Genomic DNA, 22,711 nt, shown 5'->3' with positions numbered 1-22,711 from the left:
ATGCTGATGCTGATGCTGATGCTGATGCTGATGCTGATGCTGATGCTGATGCTGATGCTGATGCTGATGCTGATGCTGATGCTGATGCTGATGCTGACGCTGTGCGCGAGCCGTCTGTCGAGGACGAGGTGCGCGAGCTTCTCGGCGAGGACGATGAGGTCGCGGACGCGTCCGATGACATCGACCCCGCCGGCTCCACGGAGAGCTCGAGCGAGAAGGACGCCTGAATGGGCCTGTTCTCCAAGAAGCGCGCGTCGCGCACGCCTCTCGACGGAGCGGATGCGGTGCTCGCAGACCTCGACGGGGTGGTGTACGCCGGACCGGGAGCTCTGCCCCACGCGATCGACAGCCTCAACGAGGCCGCCAAGACCGTTCGTCTCGGATACATCACCAACAACGCGTCGCGCACGGACGCGTCGGTGGCGGCGCACCTCAGCAGCCTCGGGCTCGAGGTCGCGCCCGCTGACGTGATCACGAGCCCGCAGGCGGCCATGCGCCTCCTCGCGGGCCTCGTGACGCCTCCGGCGACGCTCCTGATCGTCGGCGGAGACGGGCTGGTCGACGAAGCCGAGAAGGCGGGATACACGGTCACGCGCTCCGCCGAGGATGGCCCCGCGGCGGTCGTGCAGGGCTTCGCGCCCGAGGTCGCCTGGACCGATCTCGCCGAGGCGGCATACGCGCTCAAGGTGCCCGAAGACGAGGGCGGCATCCCGTGGATCGCCACCAACACCGACTGGACCATCCCGCGCGAGCGCGGCGTCGCGCCCGGCAACGGGACCCTGGTCTCCGCCGTGCACACCGCGATCGGTCGTCTCGCGACCGTCGCCGGCAAGCCCGAGGTGCCGATCTTCGAGGAGGCCATGTCACGTTTCGGCGCCATGAAGCCTCTCTTCATCGGCGACCGGCTGGATACCGACATCCTGGGCGCCGTGCGCGCCGGCATCGACTCGGCGCTCGTGCTCACCGGTATCGACCGCCCGAAGCACGTGCTCGCGGCGCCCGAAGGCTCGCGGCCGACGTACATCCTCAGCGATCTCCGCGAGCTGCACGAACCCTATCCCGACGCCACGGTCGCCGACGGCGTGCACACCGTGAACGGCGCCTCGGTGCGTGTGACCGGGGCCGACGTCGAGATCGTCGCCGAGGGCGAGCGGCAGATCGACCTGCTGCGTGCCGGCGCCGCGGCGATCTGGGCCTCGGGAACGCCGGTGTTCGTGCTCCGCGTCCCCGAGCGGCTGTACGACGATCCGTTCCATCGTCCCTGAGCCTCGGGCACGCCGTGGCTCTGCGGCGCTGTCCGCCATGCCGCGTACAGTAGAACCGTGAGCGAAGAGACGACGAACGCACCGACCGACGGTCTGTGGAGTCGCCTGCGCCTGATCGAAGGGCAGCCCCTCGCTGCCAGAGCAGACGCCTACTCCGGCCTGCACGACGAGCTCTCCCGTCGCCTCGACAGCGGCACGAAGCTCGATCAGCGCGACGCGCCGGGCGCCCGATGACGCGGCTCGACGCCGCGCTCGCCTCTCGCGGTCTAGCCCGCTCCCGCACGCATGCGGCGGCGCTGATCGCCGACGGACTCGTGAGCGTCGACGGCCGTCCGGTCGTGAAGGCCTCCACTGCGGTCGACGACGCGGCCGACATCACGGTCGCCGGGGCCGATCACTACGTGGGGCGAGGCGCCCATAAGCTCATCGCCGCCCTCGACGGCTTCTCGATCCCCGTCGACGGGCGGCTCGCACTCGACATGGGCGCATCGACAGGCGGGTTCACCCAGGTGCTCCGCGAGCGCGGCGCCGGCAGGGTGCTCGCGGTCGACGTCGGCCATGACCAGATGGCCCCGTCCGTCGCCGCCGACCCCGGGGTCGTGCTGGTCGAGGGCTACAACGTACGGCACATGACGCCGGCCGGTCTCGCCGAGGCCACGGGGGAGGAGCGAGCCCCTGACCTCCTCGTCGGGGATCTGTCCTTCATCTCGCTCGAGCTCGTGCTGCCGGCGATCGCCGCGGTGGCGGCGCCGGATGCGGATGTCGTGCTGCTCGTGAAGCCGCAGTTCGAGGTCGGCCGCACAGCGGTGCGCGGCGGTCTCGTGACCGATCCGGCAACGCGCGCGGATGCTGTCGCCCGCACCGTGTGGAGCGCCTGGGATGTCGGTCTCGGCATGCTCGGCATCCTTCCCTCCCCAATCCTCGGAACGCACGGCAATGCCGAATATCTCGTGCATCTCGCCCCGGGCCGGGGATCGGATCCGTCAGAATGGTCGGAACGCATCAACGCACTGGCAGGGGGACGATGAACGAGCGCAACATCCTGGTCGTCGCCCACGCGCGTCGTGATGACACCGTCGCCGCGGCACGGCGCGTGATCGACGCTCTCCGCGACGCGGGCGCTCGTCCGGTGCTCGCGCCCGACGAGAGCCTCGACCTGAGCGCCGTCGATCCGTGGTTCTCCGATGTCAGCGTGCTCGGCGAGGCCGTGCGGCAAGAGGACCTCGAGCTCGCGATCGTACTGGGCGGCGACGGCACGATCCTGCGTGCCGCCGAGCTGGTGCGCGGCTGCTCGGCCCCGGTGCTCGGCATCAACATGGGACATGTCGGCTTCCTCGCCGAGATCGATCGCGACGACATGGACGACGCCGTGCGTCGGGTGATCGCCCGCGACTACGAGGTCGAGGAGCGTCTCGCGCTCTCGGTGCGGGTCAAGGACGCCGACGGGGCCGTCGTGTACGAGACGTTCGCCCTGAACGAGGCGACGGTCGAGAAGGCCAGTCGCGAACGGATGATCGAGGTGGTGCTCGAGATCGACGGGCTTCCTCTGTCGAGCTTCGGATGCGACGGCATGGTCGTCTCGACCCCGACGGGCTCGACGGCGTACAACTTCTCGGCGGGCGGCCCGGTGATCTGGCCGAGCGTCGAGGCGATCGCCGTGATCCCGCTGTCGGCCCATGCTCTCTTCGCGAAGCCGCTCGTGGTCAGCCCCGACGCGGCTGTGGCGATCGAGATGCTCGAGAGCGCCTCAGGCTCCGGCATCCTCTGGTGCGACGGACGCCGCTCCCACGACCTCCCGCCGGGCGCGCGTGTCGTCGTGCGGCGCTCGTCTCGACCGGTGCGCCTGGCGCGGCTGCATCCCGCGGAGTTCACGAATCGTCTCGTGCGCAAGTTCCAGCTCCCCGTCGCCGGGTGGCGCGGGCAGGGAGGAGGCGCATGATCGAGGAGATGCGGATGCGGGGCCTCGGCGTGATCGCCGACGCCGTGCTGCCTCTGGGATCCGGGTTCACCGCGATCACGGGTGAGACCGGCGCGGGCAAGACGATGGTGGTGACCGGCCTCGGCCTGCTGCTGGGCCAGCGAGCGGACTCCGGCGCCGTGCGGTCGGGGGCCGACCAGGCGTCGGTCGCCGGAGTGTGGATCGTCCCCGACACGGGTGAGGTCGCCGACATCGTGGCCGAGGCCGGGGGAGACCTGGAGCCGGCGGGCGCCGGATCCGCAGAGCTGTACGTCTCGCGGACGCTGAGCGCCGAGGGGCGCAGCCGGGCGAGCGTCGGCGGTCGCGCGGCTCCGGCCGGTGTGCTCTCCGCCCTGGCCGAGGAGCTCGTCGTCGTGCACGGTCAGTCGGAGCAGCTGCGTCTGCGGTCGGCGGCCGCGCAGCGCGACGCGCTCGACCGTTTCGGCGGTGCGCCGATCGCAGACGCTCTCGAGAAGTACGCCGCCTCCTTCGCCCGGTGGCGGGAGCTGGATGCCGAGATCGACGACATCACGGGCAACCGCGATCGCCGCGCCGAGGAAGCCGCCCGCCTGCGTGAGGCGCTGGCGCTGATCGAGGCGACAGCCCCGGAACCCGGCGAGGACGTCGAGCTCACGGCACGGTCGGAGCGCCTGACGAACGCCGAGGAGCTGCGCATCGCCGCCTCTCTCGCGCACGGCGCCCTGTCGAACGAAGACGGCGACCCCGATGTCACGGCGCTCGTCGCAGATGCACGTCGTGCGCTGGAACGCGCCGCGGACCCGACGCTCACGGACATCGCCGACGGTCTCGCCGACATCGGCTACCGCGTGACCGACCTCGCCGGCCAGTTGTCGGCGTTCCTCGCGGATCTCGACGAATCGGGGCCGCACGAACTCGCGGCCGTCGAGGAGCGACGTGCGGCGCTCGGTGTGCTGGTGCGCGCGCACGGGTCGCTCGAGGAGGCGCTCGCTCTCTGGCAGACGGGCTCGGCGCGACTCGCCGAACTCGACGACGACGACCGCATCGGCCGGCTCGAGGCCGAGCGCGACGCGGCACGGGCCGAGCTCGACGCGTTCGCCGAGGCGTTGACGGCCGAGCGCGCGGCCGCGGCGGCGCGACTCGGCGCGGCCGTCACCGAAGAGCTGCACGCGCTCGCGATGCCGGATGCGCGACTCGAGGTCGAGGTCGCCGCCGGCGCCGAGAGCGCACACGGTCGCGACGACGTCGGCATCCTGCTCGCCCCTCACCCCGGAGCCGAACCGCGCTCGGTATCGAAGGGCGCATCCGGGGGAGAGCTCTCACGCGTCATGCTCGCGATCGAGGTCGTGATCGCCGGCACCGACCCCGTGCCGACCTTCGTGTTCGACGAGGTCGACGCGGGCATCGGCGGCGCCGCCGCGATCGAGGTCGGTCGACGACTCGCCCGACTCGCCGAGAGATCGCAGGTGATCGCGGTCACGCATCTGGCCCAGGTCGCCGCTTTCGCGAACAACCACCTCTCCGTCGTGAAATCCCACGACGGAGCCGTCACGGCGTCGAGCGTCCGTCGTCTGGAGGGGGAGGAGCGCGAGGCCGAGATGGCCCGGCTGCTCTCCGGACTGACGGATTCCGACGCCGCGCTCACCCATGCCCGAGAGCTGCTCAGCCTCGGGGCCCCCGTCTCCTGATAGGATCGAAGCCCGTGATGAACTCTTCTTCTGCGGGGCCCAAGAACGACACGACCAAGCACATCTTCGTGACCGGTGGTGTCGTTTCGTCTTTGGGCAAGGGCCTCACCGCGGCCAGCCTGGGCAACCTCCTCACCGCCCGCGGACTCCGCGTCGTGATGCAGAAGCTCGACCCGTACCTGAACGTCGACCCCGGCACGATGAACCCGTTCCAGCACGGCGAGGTCTTCGTGACCGACGACGGCGCCGAGACCGACCTCGACATCGGGCACTACGAGCGCTTCCTCGACATCAACCTGTCGGAGGCGGCCAACGTGACCACCGGTCAGATCTACTCGCAGGTCATCGCGCGCGAGCGCCGCGGCGAGTACCTGGGCGACACCGTGCAGGTCATCCCGCACATCACCGACGAGATCAAGCGGCGCATGCGCCTGCAGGCGAGCGAGGACCCGCGCCCCGACGTGATCATCACCGAGGTCGGCGGCACGGTCGGCGACATCGAGTCGCAGCCGTTCCTCGAGTCCGCCCGTCAGCTGCGCCACGAGCTCGGCCGCGACAGCGTGTTCTTCGTGCATGTGTCGCTGGTGCCGTTCATGGGCGCCTCGGGCGAGCAGAAGACCAAGCCGACCCAGCACTCGGTGGCAGCGCTGCGTCAGGTCGGCATCCAGCCCGACGCGCTCGTGCTGCGCAGCGACCGGCCGGTGAGCGAGAGCAACCGCAACAAGATCGCGCTCATGTGCGACGTCGACGCCGAGGGCGTCATCAACACGGTCGATCTGCCGAGCATCTACGACATCCCCTCCACGCTCAACGAGCAGGGCCTCGACTCGTACATCGTGCGTCGCCTCGGCCTCTACACGAAGGCCGCCGACGTCGACTGGACGCGCTGGAACAAGGTGCTGCACGCCGTGCACAACCCCAAGCACGAGGTCACGATCGGTCTGGTCGGCAAGTACATCGACCTGCCCGACGCGTATCTCTCGGTCACCGAGGCGCTCAAGGCCGGCGGCTTCGCCCAGGAGACCAAGGTCAACATCCGCTGGATCCCTTCCGACCTGTGCGAGACGCCCGAGGGCGCCAAGGAGCAGCTCGGAATGCTCGACGGCATCTGCGTGCCCGGCGGTTTCGGCATCCGCGGCATCGAGGGCAAGCTCGGCGCGCTGAAGTTCGCGCGCGAGCAGGGCATTCCCACGCTCGGTCTGTGCCTGGGCCTGCAGTGCATGGTCATCGAGTACGCCCGGGACGTCGCCGGCATCGTCGGTGCGTCGTCGAGCGAGTTCGACCCCGAGACGACCGAGCCCGTGATCGCGACGATGGCCGAGCAGATCGAGATCCTCGACGGCGGCGACCTGGGCGGCACCATGCGCCTCGGCCTCTACACCGCCGCGCTGGGTGAGGGATCGCTCGCTCGTGAGCTCTACGATTCGGCGGAGGCGTCCGAGCGCCACCGTCACCGCTACGAGGTCAACAACGCCTACCGCGCGCGCCTGTCGGAGGCCGGTCTCGTGTTCTCGGGTCTCAACCCCGACCTCGACCTCGTCGAGTTCGTGGAGCTGCCGCGCGACGTGCACCCGTACTACATCGCCACGCAGGCGCACCCCGAGCTGCGTTCGCGCCCCACCGACCCGCACCCGCTGTTCCGCGGACTGGTGGGCGCCGCGATCGAGCGTCACCGCGCGAGCGAGCTGTTCGATGTCGAAGCAGATGCCTGAGGCCGAGTTCCGCAGCGCGGCCTTGGAACTCCGCGACGAGCCGTTCGAACCCGAGGTGCTCAGCAGCGAGGTCGCGTTCGAGGGCGCGGTGTGGAACGTCCGCGACGACCGGGTGCACTACGGCGACGGAGAGATCCGCCGTCAATACGTCGAGCACACCGGTGCGGTCGCGATCCTCGCGCTCGACGACGAGGGGCGGGTCCTGCTGATCCAGCAGTACCGGCATCCGATCCGTCACCGCGACTGGGAGCTGCCCGCCGGTCTGCTCGACATCGCGGGGGAGGAGCCCCTCGAGGCCGCCCGTCGCGAGCTCGCCGAGGAGGCCGATCTCGTGGCCGCGCACTGGGAGCCGCTCGTGTCGTCGTGGACCACCCCCGGCGGCAACGACGAGATGATCCACGTCTTCCTCGCGACCGGGCTGTCGGCGGCGCCGACCGCGCATGCGCGAGAGGACGAAGAGGCCGACATCCGCGTCGAGTGGGTCGCGCTGCAGGATGCCGTCGACGCGGTGCTCGACGGGAGGATGCGCAACGGCATCCTCGGGATCGGCGTGCTCGCGGCGGCGCAGAGGCCGCTCGTCCGGAGCTGAGGATGCTCCTCGATCGCGCCGCGGACTCGTATCTGCGTCACGTCACGATCGAGCGGGGTCTGAGCGAGCACACCGTCGCGGCCTACCGTCGCGATCTCGATGTCTACCGCGCCTGGCTGACAGGTGAGGGCATCGCCGACACCGGTGAGATCACGCCCGCGGTGGTCGGCCGGTTCGTCGCGGAGCGTGCCGCCTCCGACCCGCCGCCCGCGGCGACGAGTCTCGCTCGTCTGCAGTCGTCGGTGCGCGGATGGCACCGATTCCTCGCCCGCGAGGGCATCGAGGACGACGACCCCAGCGGGCGCCTGCGGCCTCCGAAGGCGCCGCGACGTCTGCCCAAGGCGCTCACGATCGACCAGGTCGAGAGGCTTCTCGCCGCGCCCTCGGGCGATGAGCCGCTCGGCATCCGGGATCGCGCGCTGCTCGAACTCCTCTACGCGACGGGGGCGCGCGTGTCGGAGGCCGTGGGGCTCGACGTGGACGATCTGTCGCACGGCGACGTGCTGCGGCTGCGCGGCAAGGGGTCGAAGGAACGGATCGTGCCGGTCGGCTCGTACGCACGGGCGGCCATGGACGCGTATCTCACCCGGGTGCGGCCGGGACTCGCCGCGAAGGGGCGCGCCTCGGCTCGCGTCTTCCTCGGAGCCCGCGGAGCACCGCTGTCGAGGCAGAGCGCCTGGCTCGTGATCCGCGATGCTGCCGAGCGCGCGCAGATCACGGCGGAGGTGTCGCCGCACACGCTCCGGCACTCCTTCGCGACGCACCTGCTGCAGGGCGGCGCCGACGTGCGGGTGGTCCAGGAGCTGCTGGGCCACGCCTCGGTCGCGACCACGCAGATCTACACGCACGTGTCGGTCGACACCCTGCGCGACGTCTACGCGACCTCCCATCCCCGCGCACGCTGAGCCGTTCGCGGAGTCGGCGCTGCTGTGCGGCGGATGCAGGCGCCGCGCCCGGGGTCCGGCGCCGCCGCGCGCCGGGGCGCCCTGAGGCGAGCGCCCCGCTACAATCGAGCAAGCACGAAGGAGCAGGAGAAGCGGTGGCTGAGAAAGCGGCGAAGTCCAGGGCGAAGGCACAGAAGGCCGACGAGACACCCCTCGGACCGACCGGACGGCCGTATCACGGGTTCCCGACCCCCGAGCCGCTCGCGTCCCACGGACCGGCGCGCATCATCGCGCTGTGCAACCAGAAGGGTGGCGTCGGCAAGACGACGACCTCGATCAACCTCGCCGCGGCTCTCGCCGAGTACGGGCGCAAGGTGCTCGCGGTCGACTTCGACCCGCAGGGGGCGCTGTCGGCCGGTCTCGGCATCCAGACGCACGACGTGCCCACGATCTACGACCTGCTGCTCGACACGAAGCGCGACGCGCACGACGCGATCGTGCACTCCGGCGTCGAAGGGCTCGACGTGATGCCCGCGAACATCGATCTGTCGGCCGCCGAAGTGCACCTCGTGAACGAGGTCGCCCGCGAGACCATCCTCGCCCGGGTGCTGCGTCAGGTGGCGGGCGAGTACGACGTCATCCTCATCGACTGCCAGCCGTCGCTCGGACTCCTCACCGTGAACGCGCTCACCGCGGCGCACGGAGTGATCATCCCGCTCGAATGCGAGTTCTTCGCACTGCGTGGCGTCGCCCTCCTCATCGAGACGATCGACAAGGTGCGCGATCGCCTGAACCCGTCCATCACGATGGACGGCCTGCTCGCGACCATGTACGACCCCCGCACGCTGCACTCGCGCGAGGTGCTCGAGCGGGTCGTCGAGGCGTTCGGCGACGACGTGCTGGAGACCGTGATCGGTCGCACGGTGAAGTTCCCCGACGCGTCGGTCTCGGGCGTGCCGATCACCGAGTTCGCTCCGGAGCACGCCGCCGCCCAGGCGTACCTGCGGCTGGCGCGGGAGCTGGTCGCCCGTGGCGCCGTCGCCTGACGAGGTCTCCGAGAACGCCGACACGGTCGCGCCCGCCGTCGCGGTCGAGGTTCCCGACGGCATCCAGCCGGAGACCGCCGAGACCGGCTTTCGGGTCTCGCTGGCGAACTTCGACGGACCGTTCGATCTGCTGCTGAACCTCATCTCGAAGCACGAGATGGACATCACCGAGGTCTCGCTCAGCGCCGTCACGAACGAGTTCATCGCCTATCTGGGCGACCTGGAAGACGAAGCGGAGCTCGACCAGGCATCCGAGTTCCTCGTGGTCGCGGCGACCCTCCTCGACATGAAGGTGGCGGGGCTGCTGCCGCAGGGAGAGCTCGTCGACGCCGAGGCCGTCGCCCTTCTCGAGGCGCGCGACCTGCTGTTCGCACGCCTGCTGCAGTACCGCGCGTTCAAGGAGGTGTCGGCGTGGTTCTCCCGGTGCCTGCAGCGCGAGGATCGGCGGCACGCGCGCGCCGTGCGCCTCGACGAGAAGCACCGCGCACAGACGCCGGAACTGGTGTGGACCCTCACCGTCGACGACTTCGCGGCGGTCGCACTCCTCGCCTTCGCGCCGAAGGAGATTCCGCACGTCGGCCTCGATCACCTGCATGCGCCGCTCGTCAGCATCCGCGAGCAGGCCGCGATCGTCGTGACCCTGCTGCGCGGGACCGAGTCGCTGAACTTCCGCGAGCTGGTCGCCGGCATCCGCGAACCGGGCATCGTCGTGGCACGGTTCATCTCGGTGCTCGAGCTGTACCGGCATGCGGCGCTGTCCTTCGAACAACTGGAACCGCTCGGCGAGCTCACGCTGCGCTGGGCAGCCGACTCCTGGTCGGACGAGACACTGGCGACGCTGGGAGCCGACTATGACCGATGACCTGACCGACGAGCACGTCGACGGCGACGCCGTCTCGCTGCCGGAGTCGCCGCTGTCCGAACGCGTCGAAGCCATCCTGCTCATCATCGACGAGCCGATCGGGCTGGTCGCTCTCGCGGCCGCGGTCGGCGCGCCCGTGCCCGCCGTGCGTCAGACGATCGAGGCGCTCGTCGAGGACTACGACGGACGCGGGGCGGGTCCTCGCCGAGGGTTCGAACTGCGTGAGGTCGGCGGCGGATGGCGGCTGTTCGTGCGCGAGGACCAGGACGCGCTGGTCGCGGCGTTCGTGGGCGGGCAGGCACCTGCGCGCCTGTCGCAGGCCGCGCTCGAGACGCTCGCCGTGATCGCATACAAGCAGCCGGTGACCCGCAGCCAGGTGGCCTCGATCCGCGCGGTGAACGTCGACTCGGTCGTGCGCACGCTGCTGGCCCGCGGGCTCATCACGGAGCTGTTCGCGGATTCGGAGACGGGCGCGATCAACTACGGCACGACGGATGCGCTCCTGCAGCACCTCGGCATCAACTCGCTCGACGAGCTGCCACCGATCTCGCCGCTGCTCGACGACGGCGCCGACGGCTTCGATGAGGGCGTCGTGCGATGAGCGCGCTCTGCGCTGGTGCGGGCGGGGCGGGTGGTCTTCAGGACGTGTGCAAGGAATTCGTTGAAGGAGTGGTCCGATGACCGGCTTTTCCCCTGATGGCGCGCCCGAAGGAGTGCGTCTGCAGAAGGTGCTCGCTGCCGCGGGTGTCGCGTCGCGCCGTGTGGTCGAGCAGTACATCGTCGACGGGCGCATCCGCGTGAACGGGGAGACGGTGACCGAGCTCGGCAGGCGTATCGACCCCGATGTCGATCTGGTCGACGTCGACGGCACGGCCGTGCAGCTCGACGTGTCCAAGCGATACGTCATGCTCAACAAGCCCACAGGCGTGGTGAGCAGCATGCGCGACGAGAGCGGCCGGCCCGACCTCCGACGCTTCACAAAGGAGTACAAGGAGCGCCTGTACAACGTCGGACGACTGGATGCCGAGACGAGCGGACTGCTCGTGCTGACGAACGACGGCGAGCTCGCGCACGTGCTGGCGCATCCCTCGTTCGGCGTCACCAAGGTGTACATCGCCAAGGTCGACGGCACGGTCACGGCGCAGACGATCGCGAAGCTGACCAAGGGGATCGAGCTGGAGGACGGACCGATCGCGGCGGACAAGGCGCGGCTGCTCGATTCGTCGCGCGGCTCGAGTCTCGTCGAGCTCACCCTGCACTCCGGACGCAACCGCATCGTGCGGCGCATGATGGCTGCGGTCGGTCATCCCGTCACCGAGCTCGTGCGCCGGCAGTTCGGGCCGCTGCACCTGGGAACCCTCCCGGCTGGGCGCACGCGTGAACTGAGTAAAATCGAACTCGGCGCGCTGTTGACTCTCGCGCGCCGTGATTCCGGTGTCGCCGAGGCGCCAGGCGAGCAGGAGACCCCATGACCGATACGACGAGTGCGCCCAGCGCGGCGCCCTCCGTCGCCGCTGTGCCCTCCGCCGCCGTCGCGCCCTCGCGGGTGGCCGCGAGGCTCTCCGGCACCGTGCGCGTCGTCGGAGCGGGACTCCTCGGTGCGAGCATCGGTCACGCTCTGCGCGCGAAGGGCGTCGACGTCGTGCTCGACGACACGTCGCCCGCGCAACTGCGCCTCGCGATCGACTACGGAGCCGGCCGGGCTTCGGCCGACGGCGATGCCCCGTCGCTCGTGGTGGTCGCGGTTCCGCCGGATGTCACCGCGGACGTGATCGAGGCGGAGCTCACGCGCTACCCGGATGCCGTCGTCACCGACGTGGCGAGCGTCAAGCTCGAGCCCTTCCGCGAGCTGCAGAGCCGAGGCGTGGACCTCAGCCGGTACATCGGGTCGCATCCCCTCGCGGGACGTGAGCGCGGGGGAGCGATCTCGGCCAGGGCCGACCTCTTCATCGGGCGACCGTGGGTCGTCTGCCGCGACGGCGAGACGACTGCGGCCGACCTCGCCCTCGTCGAGGCGCTCGCTCTCGACGTCGGCGCCATGCCGCTGGAGATGACCCCCGAGGAGCACGACCGATCGGTCGCCCTGACCTCGCACGTGCCGCAGGTCGTCGCGAGTCTTCTGGCCTCTCGTCTCGCCGTCGCCGACGAGGGTGCACTCCGCCTCGCCGGTCAGGGCGTGCGCGACACGACGCGCATCGCCGCATCGGCCCCTGAGCTCTGGGTGCAGATCCTCGGCGCCAACGCCGAACCGGTCGTCGAGATCCTCGATGCACTCGCCGACGATCTCCGCGAGGTGTCGGATGCGCTGCGCGCCCCTGCGGCTCCCGGTGCGCGGCGCGTGGTCGCCGAAGCCATCAGGAGCGGCAACGACGGCGTGGAACGTCTTCCCGGGAAGCACGGGCAGAACCGTCGCTTCGAGACCCTCGTCGTGATGGTGGACGACACTCCCGGTCAGCTCGGCCGACTGTTCGGCGAGCTCGGCGAGCTGTCGGTCAACGTCGAGGACCTCCGGCTCGAGCACTCGCCCGGCGCGCAGTTCGGTCTCGCGGAGATCAGCGTCGACCCGGCTGCGCTGCACGGCGCGATCACGGGACTCCAGGAGCGCGGATGGCGGATCGCGGGGAACACGAATGACTGATATGTACTCTCCGTCCTCGTCGTCGTCCGGCGCGACGACCGTGGACTTCATCGCGATCGACGGACCGGCCGGTTCCGGCAAGTCCAGCGTGTCGAAGGCCGTGGCCCGCAAACTCGGGTTCGGCTACCTCGACACCGGATCTGCGTACCGGGCGCTCGCCTGGCACGTGCTCGACCGCGGCGCCGACACGGAGTCGGCAGAGTCGGTGCTCGCCGCGGCATCCGACTTCCCCGTGCAGCTCGGCCTCGACCCCGACGACCGCACCGTGCGGGTGGGCGACATCGACGTGACCGACGCCATTCGCGAGCCCCGCGTGTCCGGCGCCGTCAGCGGCGTCGCACGCGTCCCCGCCGTGCGCGAGCAGGTCAATCGCCTGTTCCGCACGCTCGTGGCTGCTGCTCCGTACCCTGCCGTGGTGGTGGAGGGACGCGACATCACGACGGTCGTCGCCCCCGACGCCCCGGTGCGGATCCTGCTCACTGCCGCCCCCGAGGTGCGTGCCGCGCGCCGCGCCGGCGAGCTCGCGGGCGAGAACGCCCAGGCGGTGGCCGACGCGCTTCACAAGCGCGACGCCTCCGACAGCGCGGTCGTCGACTTCCTCAACGCCGCGGACGGCGTCGAGGTCGTCGACTCGACCGCGCTCGATTTCCCCCAGACCATCGACGCCGTTCTCACGGTGATCGAACGACTCCGAGGAGCACAGCATGGCTGACGACGAATACGAAGGCGGCCCCGACCAGCTCGCCGAGAAGATGGACGCCCTCGACGAGGAGCTCGCCGAGGCGCGCGCGGAGACCCTGCGCCAGGGTCTCGCGGACTACGAGCTCGACGACGAGGATGCCGCGCTTCTCGCCGGCATCACGCTCGGTGAGGACGGCATCCAGTTCCTCCCGGCTCTGCCGGTGGTGGCGATCGTCGGTCGACCGAACGTGGGCAAGTCCGCGCTCGTGAACCGCATCCTGGGCCGTCGCGAAGCCGTCGTGGAGGACACGCCCGGCGTGACCCGCGACCGTGTCACGTACAAGGCCGAGTGGAGCGACCGCCGGTTCACGCTCGTCGACACCGGCGGATGGGAGCCCGACGCCAAGGGCATCGACCGCTCGGTCGCCGCGCAGGCTGAGGTCGCGATCGACCTCTCCGACGTGGTGCTGTTCGTGGTCGACGCCATGGTCGGCGCGACCTCCACCGACGAGCACGTCGTGCGTCTGCTCCGCAAGAGCGGCAAGCCCGTCTTCCTCGTCGCGAACAAGATCGACGACGCGCGCCAGGAGCCCGAGGCCGCAGCACTGTGGAATCTCGGCCTCGGCGAGCCGCACCCGGTCTCCGCGATCCACGGTCGCGGTGTCGCCGACCTTCTCGACGAGGTGCTGAAGAAGCTCCCCGACGTCTCTGCGGTCGCGAAGGCCGAGATCGGCGGACCGCGTCGCGTCGCGATCCTCGGTCGCCCGAACGTCGGCAAGTCGTCGCTGCTCAACAAGGCCGCGGGCGAGGAGCGCGTGGTCGTGAACGACCTCGCCGGAACGACCCGTGACCCGGTGGACGAGATCGTCGAGCTGGGCGGCAAGCTCTGGACGCTCGTCGACACGGCCGGCATCCGCCGTCGCGTCCACATGGCGCAGGGCGCCGACTTCTACGCCTCGCTGCGCACCTCGGCCGCGCTCGAGAAGGCCGAGGTGGCAGTCGTCGTGCTCGACGTCTCGGAGACGATCAGCGAGCAGGACGTGCGCATCATCGACCTCGTTCTCGAGTCGGGCCGCGCGCTCGTGCTGGCGTTCAACAAGTGGGATCGCCTGAACGACATCGACCTCGAGAACGCCGACCGTCGTCGGTATCTCGAACGCGAGATCGAACAGGACCTCGCGCACGTCGCATGGGCGCCGCGAGTGAACATCTCGGCGAAGACCGGTCGTCACCTCGACAAGCTGGTTCCCGCGCTCGAGACCTCGCTGGAGAACTGGGATCGCCGCATCCCGACCGGCAAGTTCAACGCGTTCCTCGCCGAGCTCGTCGCGGAGCATCCGCACCCGCTGCGCGGAGGCAAGCAGCCGCGCATCCTGTTCGGCACCCAGGCGTCGACGCGTCCGCCGACGTTCGTGCTGTTCACGACCGGATTCCTGGATCCCGGCTACCGCCGCTTCATCCAGCGCCGCCTGCGCGAGCTCTACGACTTCGAGGGGACTCCGATCGTCGTCAACATGCGTGTGCGGGAGAAGCGCCAGCGCTGATGTCTGTTCGGCGGTCCGGGGTCACCCGGTGTTCCCGCGTGTGACCGTGCACGGTGCCGATCTCCGGATGCTATGAAAGGCTGAAGGGGTGACTGTCGTACCTCCCGCCACCGGTGAACCGCGTCGCCCCGACGGGCCACGCAATCCCGGCGATGCCTGGGTGGTCGCGCCGTCGGGCGAGAAGTACTGGGGGCGCTTCGGGGCCGCGGGTCTCCTCGCTGTCGACGCCGAGCGCGGCATCCTGCTGCAGCATCGGGTCGCGTGGAGTCACTTCGGCGGCACCTGGGGTCTTCCGGGTGGGGCGCTGCACGAAGACGAGACCGCGATCGTCGGCGCCGTGCGCGAGGCGCAGGAGGAGGCGGGCGTGCCGGACGGCTCGGTGCGACCGCGGTTCACGAGCGTCCTCGATCTCGGGATCTGGTCGTACACGACGGTGATCGCCGACGTCGTGATGCCGTTCGAGCCCGTGATCAGCGACCCCGAGAGCGTGGCTCTGGAGTGGGTGCCGTTCGACGAGGTCGATGCGCGTCCGTTGCATCCGGGCTTCGGGCGAGCGTGGCCGGCGCTGCGCGAGCTGCTGCACGTGCGTCCGACCGTGGTCGTGGATGCCGCGAACGTCGTCGGATCGGTGCCTGACGGGTGGTGGAACGACCGCGCCGGGGCCGCGCGACGACTCGCTGAGCGACTCAGGGGACTGTCGGTGCACGGGGGAGAGGTCGCACTCGGCGGAGACGCCTGGTACCCGTCGATCTCGCTCGTCGTGGAAGGCGCCGCGCGCGGAATCGACGCGCCGGAGACCGACGTCGAGGACTTCGCGGACCTGCGCCTCGGTGGTGACGTCTCGGTCGTCGACGCGGAGGCCGCCGGCGACGACGCGATCGTCGCGGAGGTCGAGCGACAGGTGCGGGCCGGACGATATGTCGTCGCGGTGACGAGTGACAGGGAGCTGCAGGGGCGGGTGGTGTCGGCCGGCGCCGCGCAGGTCCGTTCGTCGGGATGGCTGCTCGGACTGCTCGACGCTGCGAGACGATGACCGGGAGCAGGAACCTCACGGCTTGCCCGTAGTCGGCACGGTAGCGCTCCAGCCGGACGGTGTCCGTGACGTTAGGTGAGGCGCGAGCCGCGCGAGCGCACCCCCGCACCGCCGCACCCCCGCACCGCCGCACCCCCGCACCGCCGCACCCCCGCACCACGTGCGCCTCAGACGAACATCACTCGTCGTCGCGGGTGGTCGGAGTAGGTGCGCCCGAGAGGGCTCGTCCACGTGACGTCACCACCGGGACCCTGGTGCGCGGTCCATCGATAGCGATCGTCGATGTGCGGATGCTTGAGTGTGTGATGCGACCGGCAGAAGTGACTCAGATTGTCGGTGCGGGTTCTTCCGCCGAGGGCGTGGTCATGGTTGTGGTCGATGTCGCAGCGATGCACCGGCATCCGACACCCGGGAAAGCGGCAGTGCTGGTCGCGCGCGCGGAGGAAGCGTCGCATCTGCTCGGTGGGCGTGTAGGTGTCGGTGTCTGTCACGAGCCCCTCGCCATCGAGGAAGAGACGTGACCAGCCGGAGTGGTGGCCGGCCAGTGCGCGGGCGATATCAGGATCGAGGGGGCCGTGGCCGTCGAGTTCGGCCGGGCGATCGTCTGCACCGAGGAGAGTGGTCGCCGCGACGGTGACCTGGATGCGCGGCTGGATCGCACCCAATCCAGAGCCGAGAACCTCGCTCGGCTCTGCGGCCAAGAGCAGATCGGCGAAGAGGTCGGCGCGCACCTGGTCGATCGTGCGCTCGTCGTTGCGGGCCTGCTCGTCGGTGGGGTCTGTGTGTGCAGCGGCGTGCTCGTCGAAGAGGTCGGTCGGTGCAGCGGCGTGCTCGTCGAAGAGGTCGGTCGGTGCAGCGGCGTGCTCGTCGAAGAGGTCGGTCGGTGCAGCGGCGTGCTCGTCGGTGAAGTCTGTCTCTGCAGTGGCGTGGTCGTCGGTGAGGTCGGCGCTGGCAGCGGCGTGCTCGTCTGTTGTGCCACGACTCACCGGCTCGTCGCCACTGCGTGTGCGGATGACCTCGCGAGCCATGCGGGTGAGGCGGTCGGCGATCGCGACGGCGAGCCACTCCGGCAGAACGGCCGTGAGCAGAGCGAGGCCGTCGTCGACGGATCTCACGCTCACGCATCGCTCATCCACGGCGCGCCGATGCCGCTCCACGACCGTCTCCTGCACGAGCGCGGCGGCGACCTGGCGAGCGTGGGCGCGGGTACGGGAAGCGGTGTCGTGTTCGGCGACTTCGAGCACCGCCTGCTCGAACAGGCCCAGCGTGTCGGCATCCACTCTCCGGTTACGCACCGCTTCGCCGACGATCCCGCTCGCGCGTACGATCTCCCGCACGTGGGCGACGGTGATCGTACCGGCGGTGAAAGCGGCCTGCACAGCGGGTAGGTCTCGGGACAGGGTGCGGGCTTCGGTGAACGAGTGCTCAACGGTCCAGGCGGTCAGGTGTGCGGCGGCGGCGTACTCGGCGATCATCGACCGATAGATCGCGTCGCGGTGGAACGGGCTTTCGGCGACATCCCGATCGTGCACGGCGATCCGGTCGACCAGCAGGTCTGACGCGTGGGCTTCGAGAGCCGCGATCTGCCGTCGCGTCTGCACCCAGTCATCGAGCAGGCGACACCGCTCCTCGTGATCGAGGTCGAAGTCGGTGTGCTGCGTCATGCCTCTATTTTAGAACAAATGTTCTAAAATAAACCGCTCACTCACGGAACATACCGGTATCCTCGTCGCCCCGACCGCGCAGCCGATCGATGTCGCGTCGTTCGCGCTTCGTCGGTCGGCCGGCACCGCGGTCGCGCACGCCGATCATCGCCTGCGGCTCTCGCGGAGGAGTTCTGTCTTCGAAGGCCAATGCCGCGAGCGGGGCGCCGACGCGCTTGACGAGGATCTGCCGCACGATCATGATCCGGTCGAATCCGGCGATGCGCACGCGCAGCTCGTCGCCGATCCGCACCTGTTGCGCGGCCTTGACCTTGTCGCCGTTCAGGCGTACATGCCCCGCACGGCATGCGGTGGTCGCCGCCGAGCGGGTCTTGTACACGCGGACGGCCCACAGCCAGCTGTCGATCCGTGCGGCATCCACCATCAGGCGTCCTTCCGTCGTGCGGCGAGAGGCGAGCGCAGGGTGATGAGGGCGCCCGCGACGATCAGGCCCTGGCCGAGCGTGTACGTGAGCATGACCGCGGGGCTGCTCCAAGAGGGAAGTGAATCCGGCAGGAACAGGCGCAGCGCGAGGATCGTGTCGCTCGCGAGGAAGAACGCGCCGCCGATCGCGACGAGCGCGTGACACCGGGCCGAGAACGCAGCGGTGGACCCGAGCACGAGTCCGTAGATCGCGACCGCGATGAGCAGGCTGCCGACGTGCGGCCCGAGTCCGAGCATCATCGTGATCCACCATGCTGCGTACACGAGCGCCCACCACGGCATCCGGCGTACCGAGAGATGGCGGACGAACAGCGCGATGTATGCCAGATGGGCCATGCCGAAGAACAGCAGCATGAGCGGCAGTTCGGGTGCGGCGGGGAAGAAGGCTCCGGCGCCGTCGCCGAGCCAGGAGAAGAGCAGCGCCGTGAGCAGGAGCACGAGGCCGGCGCGGCTGCAGATGCTGCGGGCCGAGAGCGCGACCGGAAGAGCGAGCAGCGGCAGGAGCAGCAGCTTCGTCGGTCCTGCGGCGGGGCTGTCGACCGCCAGGAGGGTCACGTGCGCCGCCGAGATCACCGCGAACGGGAGAAACGCCCAGGTCAGCGGCGGGGGAGCGGGGCGACGCGGCATCTTTCCATCGTATGGGCGCGCGTGAGCCCGCATGCCGTTCAGGATTCGACGGTGACCTGGGTGATCTGACCGTCGGCGCCGAGGTGCAAGGCGGGCCAGTACCCCTCGGGGAAGTGGTCGCCGCACGTGTCGATCAGGTGCAGCACGACCGTGCCGTCGGCAGAGGCCTCGATCGTCTCGAGCACGAGATCGAATGCCGCGGCGTCAAGGTCGGCGGGCTCGGGCGCCCCTTGACTGAACGCCGAGACGACGGCATCCGTGGCGACTCGCCGCAGTCCGTCGAGAGCGGCGATCGTCTCGTGCACGCGCGGGATCAGCGCCTGCGCTTCGTCGGCGGAAGTGCCCTCGAGCATGAGCTCGAGCTCGGCGTCGTCGATCACGACCGTGCCGGCGTACCAGTCGTGCGTGAGGACCGTGCCGTCGGAGAGTTCGGTCGTCGCGCGAGCGAGGGTGCCGAGGTCGGGGTCGTCGATGATCGGATGCTGGTCGCTCATGTCTCCACGCTAGCGGCGTCTCAGGGTGCGAGCGATCGCCCCGCGGAGGCGAGATCCTCCTTCAGGATGCGGATGGCTTTCGGTCCGACGCCGTGGATCGCGAGGAGCTCGCGCTCGGAGATGCCGTCGAAATGGTCGAGGTGCGTGAACCCGCGGAGGGAGAGCTCGCGTCGAGCGACCTTTCCCATCGCGGCGGGGAGCTCGGAGTCGTCGCTCATGCGGCGAGGTCGAGTGTCACGAGCGGACGCCCCGGTTTGAGTTCTCCGGTCTCGGAGAACCCGCTCGCGAGGAACGTGCTCAACGTGCCGTGGAACAGTTCGTTGCTGTGCTGCTTCGCGCCGCGGGTGTCGACCGGATACCCCTCGATCAGTCGCGCGCCGGATGCCCGCGCGAAGTCGACCGCAGCGTCGAGCAGCACTCTGTTGAGACCCGTCCCGCGGTGCTCGCGTCGCACGACGAAGCACGACACCGCCCACACGCTCTCATCGTCGAACGGCTCGGACGTCGCGGCCGCGATCGTGCGGGTGTACGCGAGTCGCAACTGGCGCGGTCGGGGGCCGATGCGCACCCACCCTGCGGCCTCGCCGTCGACGTACGCGACCAGACCCGGCGGTGGGCCGTCTGCGATCTCGTCGCGGAACATCTCGGTGCGCTGCGGAGTGGTGGTCTCGTTCCAGTCCTTATTGCGCAGCATGGGCCAGATGCACTGGCAACTGGCCCCGTCGCCGCCGCCCGTGAGCGCGTGCTGCACGTCGCGCCACCGGGCCGTCGTCGCCACCTCGGTCGTGATCGTCACCATGCACGCGACGCTACGCCGGGCCTCCGACACTGTGCAATGACCACTCGAGCGCCGTGCAACGCCCGGCGGGCGGCCGGTTCGCGGAGGCGCCACGAGTCAGGCTAAGATGGGTGAGTTGCCTGCGCGAGAGTGCAGAACAACGGGCTGTGGCGCAGCTTGGTAGCGCACTTGACTGGGGGTCAAGGGGTCGCAGGTTCAAATCCTGTCAGCCCGACCATCAAGCCCCGGAGAACCGCGGAAACACGCGGATCTCCGGGGCTTTTTCATGCCCGGAGCGAGCGCGACTCGCCGAGCTCACATTCGTCTTATGTGACCTTGACCGGAGCCGCTCGCGGGTTGTCGCTGGCCTGGCATCGTTGTTTCGCTCATCGATGTCCCTCTGCGCGATGCCTACGACGGGATCGTGGGCGGAAAGACCATGCCGGAGGGTAACTCGGTTGACCCCGATGATCTCACTGATTCGGAATCCGAGCGCTGGGCGAATGCGGGAAGCAGGGGGGATTCGCTCGAGACGAGGAAGTCCACGCAAGGCCGACATTGCGGCACCATAGATGCATGGTGGAATCATTTCCCGATGCGGAGGTCGCAGCACGACTTTCCGCTTCGTTTGCAGCGCAGGAAGCTCGGCTACAAGCGACCCTCGCCGCTGCTCGAGCAGAGATGGAACACCGGGGGCTCCGCGGGGACGCTGTTGAGCGGGGCGTCCGGGAGTTTCTGTCTAAGCACATGCCTCGGAGGTACACGGTTGGCACAGGCGAGATAATCGATCGATTCGGTCATCGAAGCGCCCAGACTGACGTGCTGCTACTAACCGACGAGCAGCCATTCGTGAACGAGGCAGACACGAGTGGTCAGTATCTAGTTGAGGGCGTCGGAGCGGCGGGAGAGGTCAAGACCGTTCTCAATTCGTCGGAATTGGACGACATCCTGGACAAGGGGGCGAAGCTACGGCAGATACGACCAACGCTCTCGAAGGGCGCGGAGGTGCAAGCCCTGCCGAGCGACATGCCTCGGTTCGTTGACTCGCTACCGTTCTTCGCGTTGGCAATGGAGTCGCGACTCAAACCCGAGACGCTTCTGCAGAAGCTTAACGACGCGGAGGAGGTGCTGAATTGGAATGGTTCGAGGGTGCCGAAGCTCGATGCGCTGTTCGTGGTCGACGGCGGTGTCTACTACAACTTCGGAGACGGGCGCGGTGCGCAACGATTCATGTACTCCGACGGTTCGAACGGCGTGGGATGGATTGGCCCGTTCACTGACGGCGCGTTGGTGTCAGTGTTCATATGGCTTAATGCCACGATCCCACGTGTAAGGCATGCGTCGACGATCGTGACCCCTTACCTCACTCCCACGAACCTGCGGAGCTTTCCGGGGGCTGACACGTCGGCTCGGTGAGAACTGAGCAATGTGTCCGAAGTGTCCCGCGTCTCTGTCACGCTGCGCATGACCCGGACCGATGATCGAAGCCCTGCCGTTCCGGTGGGGATTTTGTTCTAGCCTGTGACCCTGCCTGCCCGCGCGCACATCCCTCTACAGAGCGACGTCGCTATTGCTACCTCGCGTTGACACTCCCGTTTACAATCGCATCGACTTTAGAACTAGAGGCCGAAGAACATCGGACCATGCACACTCTGAAGCCGTGACGCACGGCAGGGTGCAGTCCTTCACCAAGCTCCCAGCGCGTCCAGTGCGAGCGCAAGCACGCCGATCACGGATCCCCAGAGGAGCACCCACTGACGTCGGACATCGACGCGGCGAACGGGTTCCGGATCGAAGCTGCGGTCGAACATGTTCCACGTGCCGAGGTCGGGGTCGATGCCGCTCTGCTCAAGTAGCATGGCACGCCGCTCGTTGAGCCCGTTCTGTTGCTTCGCGATCTCCTCGTTAGAAAGGTCGCCCTCGTAGAGTTTGCCTGTCTCGGCGTGCTGCCACTGCTCGAGCCGTCTGTATACCCGCGCGGTGTGATCTTGGCGTGCGTACTCGGTGAGGGCAGAGAAGCAGACATAGAGCGACGCGACGATAGGCGCGACCGCGGCGACATAGACGAGCATGCCGCCGAGCGTAGCGGGGGCGTGGGCCAGAGTCCGTGCTTGTCGGTGGAAGTCGCGACGCGCGTCGCGAAAGCTTCGGTGAAGCAATGGGGGTTGGTGTCCGTGAGAGAGCCTCCCCTCTTCGCCGCCGCTTGACCGGTCAAGGGGTCGCAGGTTCAAATCCTGTCAGCCCGACCAAAGGGAAGGGCATCTGCTTCGAGCAGGCGCCCTTTCTCTTTCCCTTCCACGTCGGGCCGTGCGCAGAACCCGGCTACCCGTTCAGCATCCGACCGAAGCGCAGGTCGATCGACTGGATCACCCAGCCGGCGTCCGTGCGGGTATAGGTCAGGTTCTCCTTCTGGAACACCTCGTTGCCGCCGATGCCCACCCAGAGGAGGAAGCGGGCCGACGCGGTGTCGCCGTCGATGTCGATGTCGGGGTTCGTGAAGCTGTGCATCGCGAAGTCCAGGGCGGGAGGGGCGCTCGACAGGTTGCGGACGATCTCGTCTCGCCCATGCCAGGTGACACCGCTCGAGGTCGAGTACCAGGTGGCGTCTTCGGCGAAGATCTCGCTGAGCGCCGCGGCGTCGGGCTCGTCCATCTAGTCCGAAATTCACGCTGCGGACGTATCGGGCCGTGAGCTTCTGGATCGCGGCCAGATCTTCGAGTGCTCGGATGCGATCTTCCAGTGACTAAGCCATCTCCTCAGGCTAATCGGGTCCCGCAGGGCGGGCTC

Annotated in this window: 25 protein-coding genes, 1 tRNA gene and 1 pseudogene; 19 read left to right on the top strand and 8 right to left on the bottom strand. The window is 69.0% G+C overall.

Translation table 11 applies throughout. The annotated features are described in order from the left end of the window. The 17 genes and pseudogenes from ACIPYT_RS16970 to ACIPYT_RS16890 form a co-directional block, all read left to right on the top strand. Positions 1-227: pseudogene (locus tag ACIPYT_RS16970) on the top strand (hypothetical protein); the annotation flags it as partial. Beyond that, positions 228-1,265 (top strand): HAD-IIA family hydrolase, encoded by a 1,038-nt coding sequence (locus ACIPYT_RS16965; protein WP_401076965.1) that lies wholly within the window; start codon positions 228-230, stop codon positions 1,263-1,265. A 57-nt stretch (positions 1,266-1,322) separates the two neighbouring features. Next, positions 1,323-1,499 (top strand): hypothetical protein, encoded by a 177-nt coding sequence (locus tag ACIPYT_RS16960; protein ID WP_401076962.1) that lies wholly within the window; start codon positions 1,323-1,325, stop codon positions 1,497-1,499. Beyond that, a complete protein-coding gene (locus tag ACIPYT_RS16955) occupies positions 1,496-2,293 on the top strand; it encodes a TlyA family RNA methyltransferase (RefSeq protein ID WP_401076959.1) in 798 nt (265 codons plus the stop codon). Before ACIPYT_RS16960 ends, ACIPYT_RS16955 begins: the two co-directional genes overlap by 4 nt. After that, entirely contained in the window at positions 2,290-3,204 is a 915-nt protein-coding gene (locus ACIPYT_RS16950; RefSeq protein ID WP_401076956.1) for an NAD kinase, read from the top strand. The genes ACIPYT_RS16955 and ACIPYT_RS16950 overlap by 4 nt, the downstream gene beginning before the upstream one ends. Then, positions 3,201-4,889 carry a DNA repair protein RecN gene (gene recN, locus ACIPYT_RS16945; protein ID WP_401076954.1) on the top strand — a complete coding sequence of 563 codons (1,689 nt, stop codon included), beginning with the start codon at positions 3,201-3,203 and terminating at the stop codon, positions 4,887-4,889. The genes ACIPYT_RS16950 and recN overlap by 4 nt, the downstream gene beginning before the upstream one ends. 17 nt (positions 4,890-4,906) lie before the next feature. Beyond that, positions 4,907-6,601, top strand: coding sequence for a CTP synthase (locus ACIPYT_RS16940; RefSeq protein WP_401076950.1), 1,695 nt, complete (start codon positions 4,907-4,909; stop codon positions 6,599-6,601). After that, positions 6,582-7,190: an NUDIX domain-containing protein gene (locus ACIPYT_RS16935; RefSeq protein WP_401076947.1), complete on the top strand. Its 609-nt coding sequence runs from the start codon at positions 6,582-6,584 to the stop codon at positions 7,188-7,190. Before ACIPYT_RS16940 ends, ACIPYT_RS16935 begins: the two co-directional genes overlap by 20 nt. A 2-nt stretch (positions 7,191-7,192) precedes the next feature. Beyond that, entirely contained in the window at positions 7,193-8,095 is a 903-nt protein-coding gene (gene xerD / locus ACIPYT_RS16930) for a site-specific tyrosine recombinase XerD (protein WP_401076944.1), read from the top strand. A gap of 134 nt (positions 8,096-8,229) precedes the next feature. Beyond that, complete coding sequence (locus ACIPYT_RS16925; RefSeq protein WP_401076942.1) at positions 8,230-9,120, top strand: ParA family protein; 891 nt, start codon at positions 8,230-8,232, stop codon at positions 9,118-9,120. After that, the gene (locus ACIPYT_RS16920; protein WP_401076939.1) at positions 9,104-9,982 is read left to right on the top strand and encodes a segregation and condensation protein A; all 879 of its coding nucleotides are present in this window, start codon (positions 9,104-9,106) and stop codon (positions 9,980-9,982) included. The genes ACIPYT_RS16925 and ACIPYT_RS16920 overlap by 17 nt, the downstream gene beginning before the upstream one ends. Next, complete coding sequence (scpB, locus tag ACIPYT_RS16915; RefSeq protein ID WP_401076935.1) at positions 9,972-10,583, top strand: SMC-Scp complex subunit ScpB; 612 nt, start codon at positions 9,972-9,974, stop codon at positions 10,581-10,583. Before ACIPYT_RS16920 ends, scpB begins: the two co-directional genes overlap by 11 nt. Before the next feature lie 76 nt (positions 10,584-10,659). Beyond that, on the top strand, positions 10,660-11,454 hold the full coding sequence (locus ACIPYT_RS16910) for a pseudouridine synthase (protein ID WP_401076932.1): 795 nt from the start codon (positions 10,660-10,662) through the stop codon (positions 11,452-11,454). Beyond that, the gene (locus ACIPYT_RS16905) at positions 11,451-12,620 is read left to right on the top strand and encodes a prephenate dehydrogenase (RefSeq protein WP_401076930.1); all 1,170 of its coding nucleotides are present in this window, start codon (positions 11,451-11,453) and stop codon (positions 12,618-12,620) included. The genes ACIPYT_RS16910 and ACIPYT_RS16905 overlap by 4 nt, the downstream gene beginning before the upstream one ends. Beyond that, positions 12,613-13,332 carry a (d)CMP kinase gene (gene cmk, locus ACIPYT_RS16900; protein WP_401076927.1) on the top strand — a complete coding sequence of 240 codons (720 nt, stop codon included), beginning with the start codon at positions 12,613-12,615 and terminating at the stop codon, positions 13,330-13,332. The genes ACIPYT_RS16905 and cmk overlap by 8 nt, the downstream gene beginning before the upstream one ends. After that, a complete protein-coding gene (gene der, locus ACIPYT_RS16895) occupies positions 13,325-14,845 on the top strand; it encodes a ribosome biogenesis GTPase Der (protein ID WP_401076924.1) in 1,521 nt (506 codons plus the stop codon). Before cmk ends, der begins: the two co-directional genes overlap by 8 nt. 88 nt (positions 14,846-14,933) lie before the next feature. Continuing rightward, positions 14,934-15,878, top strand: coding sequence for an NUDIX domain-containing protein (locus tag ACIPYT_RS16890; RefSeq protein ID WP_401076921.1), 945 nt, complete (start codon positions 14,934-14,936; stop codon positions 15,876-15,878). 167 nt (positions 15,879-16,045) lie between these two features. On the opposite strand, the gene ACIPYT_RS16885 is transcribed toward ACIPYT_RS16890, so the two are convergent. The 6 genes from ACIPYT_RS16885 to ACIPYT_RS16860 are packed head-to-tail and all read right to left on the bottom strand — an operon-like array spanning position 16,046 to position 19,945. Then, the gene (locus ACIPYT_RS16885) at positions 16,046-17,542 is read right to left on the bottom strand and encodes a DUF222 domain-containing protein (protein ID WP_401076918.1); all 1,497 of its coding nucleotides are present in this window, start codon (positions 17,540-17,542) and stop codon (positions 16,046-16,048) included. A gap of 37 nt (positions 17,543-17,579) precedes the next feature. Then, positions 17,580-17,966 (bottom strand): RNA-binding S4 domain-containing protein, encoded by a 387-nt coding sequence (locus ACIPYT_RS16880; RefSeq protein WP_401076915.1) that lies wholly within the window; start codon positions 17,964-17,966, stop codon positions 17,580-17,582. Then, complete coding sequence (locus ACIPYT_RS16875) at positions 17,966-18,652, bottom strand: lysoplasmalogenase family protein (protein WP_401076912.1); 687 nt, start codon at positions 18,650-18,652, stop codon at positions 17,966-17,968. The genes ACIPYT_RS16880 and ACIPYT_RS16875 overlap by 1 nt, the downstream gene beginning before the upstream one ends. A 38-nt stretch (positions 18,653-18,690) precedes the next feature. Beyond that, complete coding sequence (locus tag ACIPYT_RS16870; protein WP_401076909.1) at positions 18,691-19,146, bottom strand: hypothetical protein; 456 nt, start codon at positions 19,144-19,146, stop codon at positions 18,691-18,693. Positions 19,147-19,166: 20 nt separating this feature from the next. Further along, positions 19,167-19,364, bottom strand: a complete 198-nt coding sequence (locus ACIPYT_RS16865) for a DNA-binding protein (RefSeq protein WP_401076906.1) — start codon at positions 19,362-19,364, stop codon at positions 19,167-19,169. Then, positions 19,361-19,945, bottom strand: a complete 585-nt coding sequence (locus ACIPYT_RS16860) for a GNAT family N-acetyltransferase (RefSeq protein ID WP_401076903.1) — start codon at positions 19,943-19,945, stop codon at positions 19,361-19,363. Before ACIPYT_RS16860 ends, ACIPYT_RS16865 begins: the two co-directional genes overlap by 4 nt. Positions 19,946-20,085: 140 nt before the next feature. Between ACIPYT_RS16860 and ACIPYT_RS16855 the strand changes: the two genes are divergently transcribed. Together ACIPYT_RS16855 and ACIPYT_RS16850 are read left to right on the top strand one after the other, a co-directional pair. After that, positions 20,086-20,162: transfer RNA gene (locus tag ACIPYT_RS16855), tRNA-Pro, on the top strand. Between the two features lie 338 nt (positions 20,163-20,500). Continuing rightward, the gene (locus ACIPYT_RS16850) at positions 20,501-21,340 is read left to right on the top strand and encodes a DUF6602 domain-containing protein (RefSeq protein WP_401076901.1); all 840 of its coding nucleotides are present in this window, start codon (positions 20,501-20,503) and stop codon (positions 21,338-21,340) included. A 269-nt stretch (positions 21,341-21,609) separates the two neighbouring features. On the opposite strand, the gene ACIPYT_RS16845 is transcribed toward ACIPYT_RS16850, so the two are convergent. Further along, the gene (locus ACIPYT_RS16845) at positions 21,610-21,996 is read right to left on the bottom strand and encodes a hypothetical protein (protein WP_401076899.1); all 387 of its coding nucleotides are present in this window, start codon (positions 21,994-21,996) and stop codon (positions 21,610-21,612) included. Between the two features lie 250 nt (positions 21,997-22,246). Further along, the gene (locus ACIPYT_RS16840; protein WP_401076896.1) at positions 22,247-22,576 is read right to left on the bottom strand and encodes a nuclear transport factor 2 family protein; all 330 of its coding nucleotides are present in this window, start codon (positions 22,574-22,576) and stop codon (positions 22,247-22,249) included. Positions 22,577-22,711 lie beyond the last annotated feature (135 nt).

This window comes from Microbacterium sp. NPDC089695 (genome assembly GCF_044749085.1).
Taxonomy (GTDB): Bacteria; Actinomycetota; Actinomycetes; order Actinomycetales; family Microbacteriaceae; genus Microbacterium.
The sequence above is the reverse complement of the archived record's forward strand: the minus strand, read 5'-3'. Positions and strand labels throughout refer to the sequence as shown.

Bases quoted from the DNA above. Each gene is read 5' to 3' on its own strand.
- ACIPYT_RS16880 (WP_401076915.1), bottom strand. From the start codon at position 17,966: ATGGTGGATGCCGCACGGATCGACAGCTGGCTGTGGGCCGTCCGCGTG.
- xerD (WP_401076944.1), top strand. From the start codon at position 7,193: ATGCTCCTCGATCGCGCCGCGGACTCGTATCTGCGTCACGTCACGATC.
- cmk (WP_401076927.1), top strand. From the start codon at position 12,613: ATGACTGATATGTACTCTCCGTCCTCGTCGTCGTCCGGCGCGACGACC.
- ACIPYT_RS16865 (WP_401076906.1), bottom strand. From the start codon at position 19,364: ATGAGCGACGACTCCGAGCTCCCCGCCGCGATGGGAAAGGTCGCTCGA.
- ACIPYT_RS16850 (WP_401076901.1), top strand. From the start codon at position 20,501: ATGGTGGAATCATTTCCCGATGCGGAGGTCGCAGCACGACTTTCCGCT.
- ACIPYT_RS16840 (WP_401076896.1), bottom strand. From the start codon at position 22,576: ATGGACGAGCCCGACGCCGCGGCGCTCAGCGAGATCTTCGCCGAAGAC.
- ACIPYT_RS16870 (WP_401076909.1), bottom strand. From the start codon at position 19,146: ATGAGCGACCAGCATCCGATCATCGACGACCCCGACCTCGGCACCCTC.
- ACIPYT_RS16885 (WP_401076918.1), bottom strand. From the start codon at position 17,542: ATGACGCAGCACACCGACTTCGACCTCGATCACGAGGAGCGGTGTCGC.
- der (WP_401076924.1), top strand. From the start codon at position 13,325: ATGGCTGACGACGAATACGAAGGCGGCCCCGACCAGCTCGCCGAGAAG.
- ACIPYT_RS16955 (WP_401076959.1), top strand. From the start codon at position 1,496: ATGACGCGGCTCGACGCCGCGCTCGCCTCTCGCGGTCTAGCCCGCTCC.
- ACIPYT_RS16910 (WP_401076932.1), top strand. From the start codon at position 10,660: ATGACCGGCTTTTCCCCTGATGGCGCGCCCGAAGGAGTGCGTCTGCAG.
- ACIPYT_RS16935 (WP_401076947.1), top strand. From the start codon at position 6,582: ATGTCGAAGCAGATGCCTGAGGCCGAGTTCCGCAGCGCGGCCTTGGAA.
- ACIPYT_RS16845 (WP_401076899.1), bottom strand. From the start codon at position 21,996: ATGCTCGTCTATGTCGCCGCGGTCGCGCCTATCGTCGCGTCGCTCTAT.
- ACIPYT_RS16940 (WP_401076950.1), top strand. From the start codon at position 4,907: ATGAACTCTTCTTCTGCGGGGCCCAAGAACGACACGACCAAGCACATC.
- scpB (WP_401076935.1), top strand. From the start codon at position 9,972: ATGACCGATGACCTGACCGACGAGCACGTCGACGGCGACGCCGTCTCG.
- ACIPYT_RS16965 (WP_401076965.1), top strand. From the start codon at position 228: ATGGGCCTGTTCTCCAAGAAGCGCGCGTCGCGCACGCCTCTCGACGGA.
- ACIPYT_RS16875 (WP_401076912.1), bottom strand. From the start codon at position 18,652: ATGCCGCGTCGCCCCGCTCCCCCGCCGCTGACCTGGGCGTTTCTCCCG.
- ACIPYT_RS16905 (WP_401076930.1), top strand. From the start codon at position 11,451: ATGACCGATACGACGAGTGCGCCCAGCGCGGCGCCCTCCGTCGCCGCT.
- ACIPYT_RS16860 (WP_401076903.1), bottom strand. From the start codon at position 19,945: ATGGTGACGATCACGACCGAGGTGGCGACGACGGCCCGGTGGCGCGAC.
- recN (WP_401076954.1), top strand. From the start codon at position 3,201: ATGATCGAGGAGATGCGGATGCGGGGCCTCGGCGTGATCGCCGACGCC.
- ACIPYT_RS16950 (WP_401076956.1), top strand. From the start codon at position 2,290: ATGAACGAGCGCAACATCCTGGTCGTCGCCCACGCGCGTCGTGATGAC.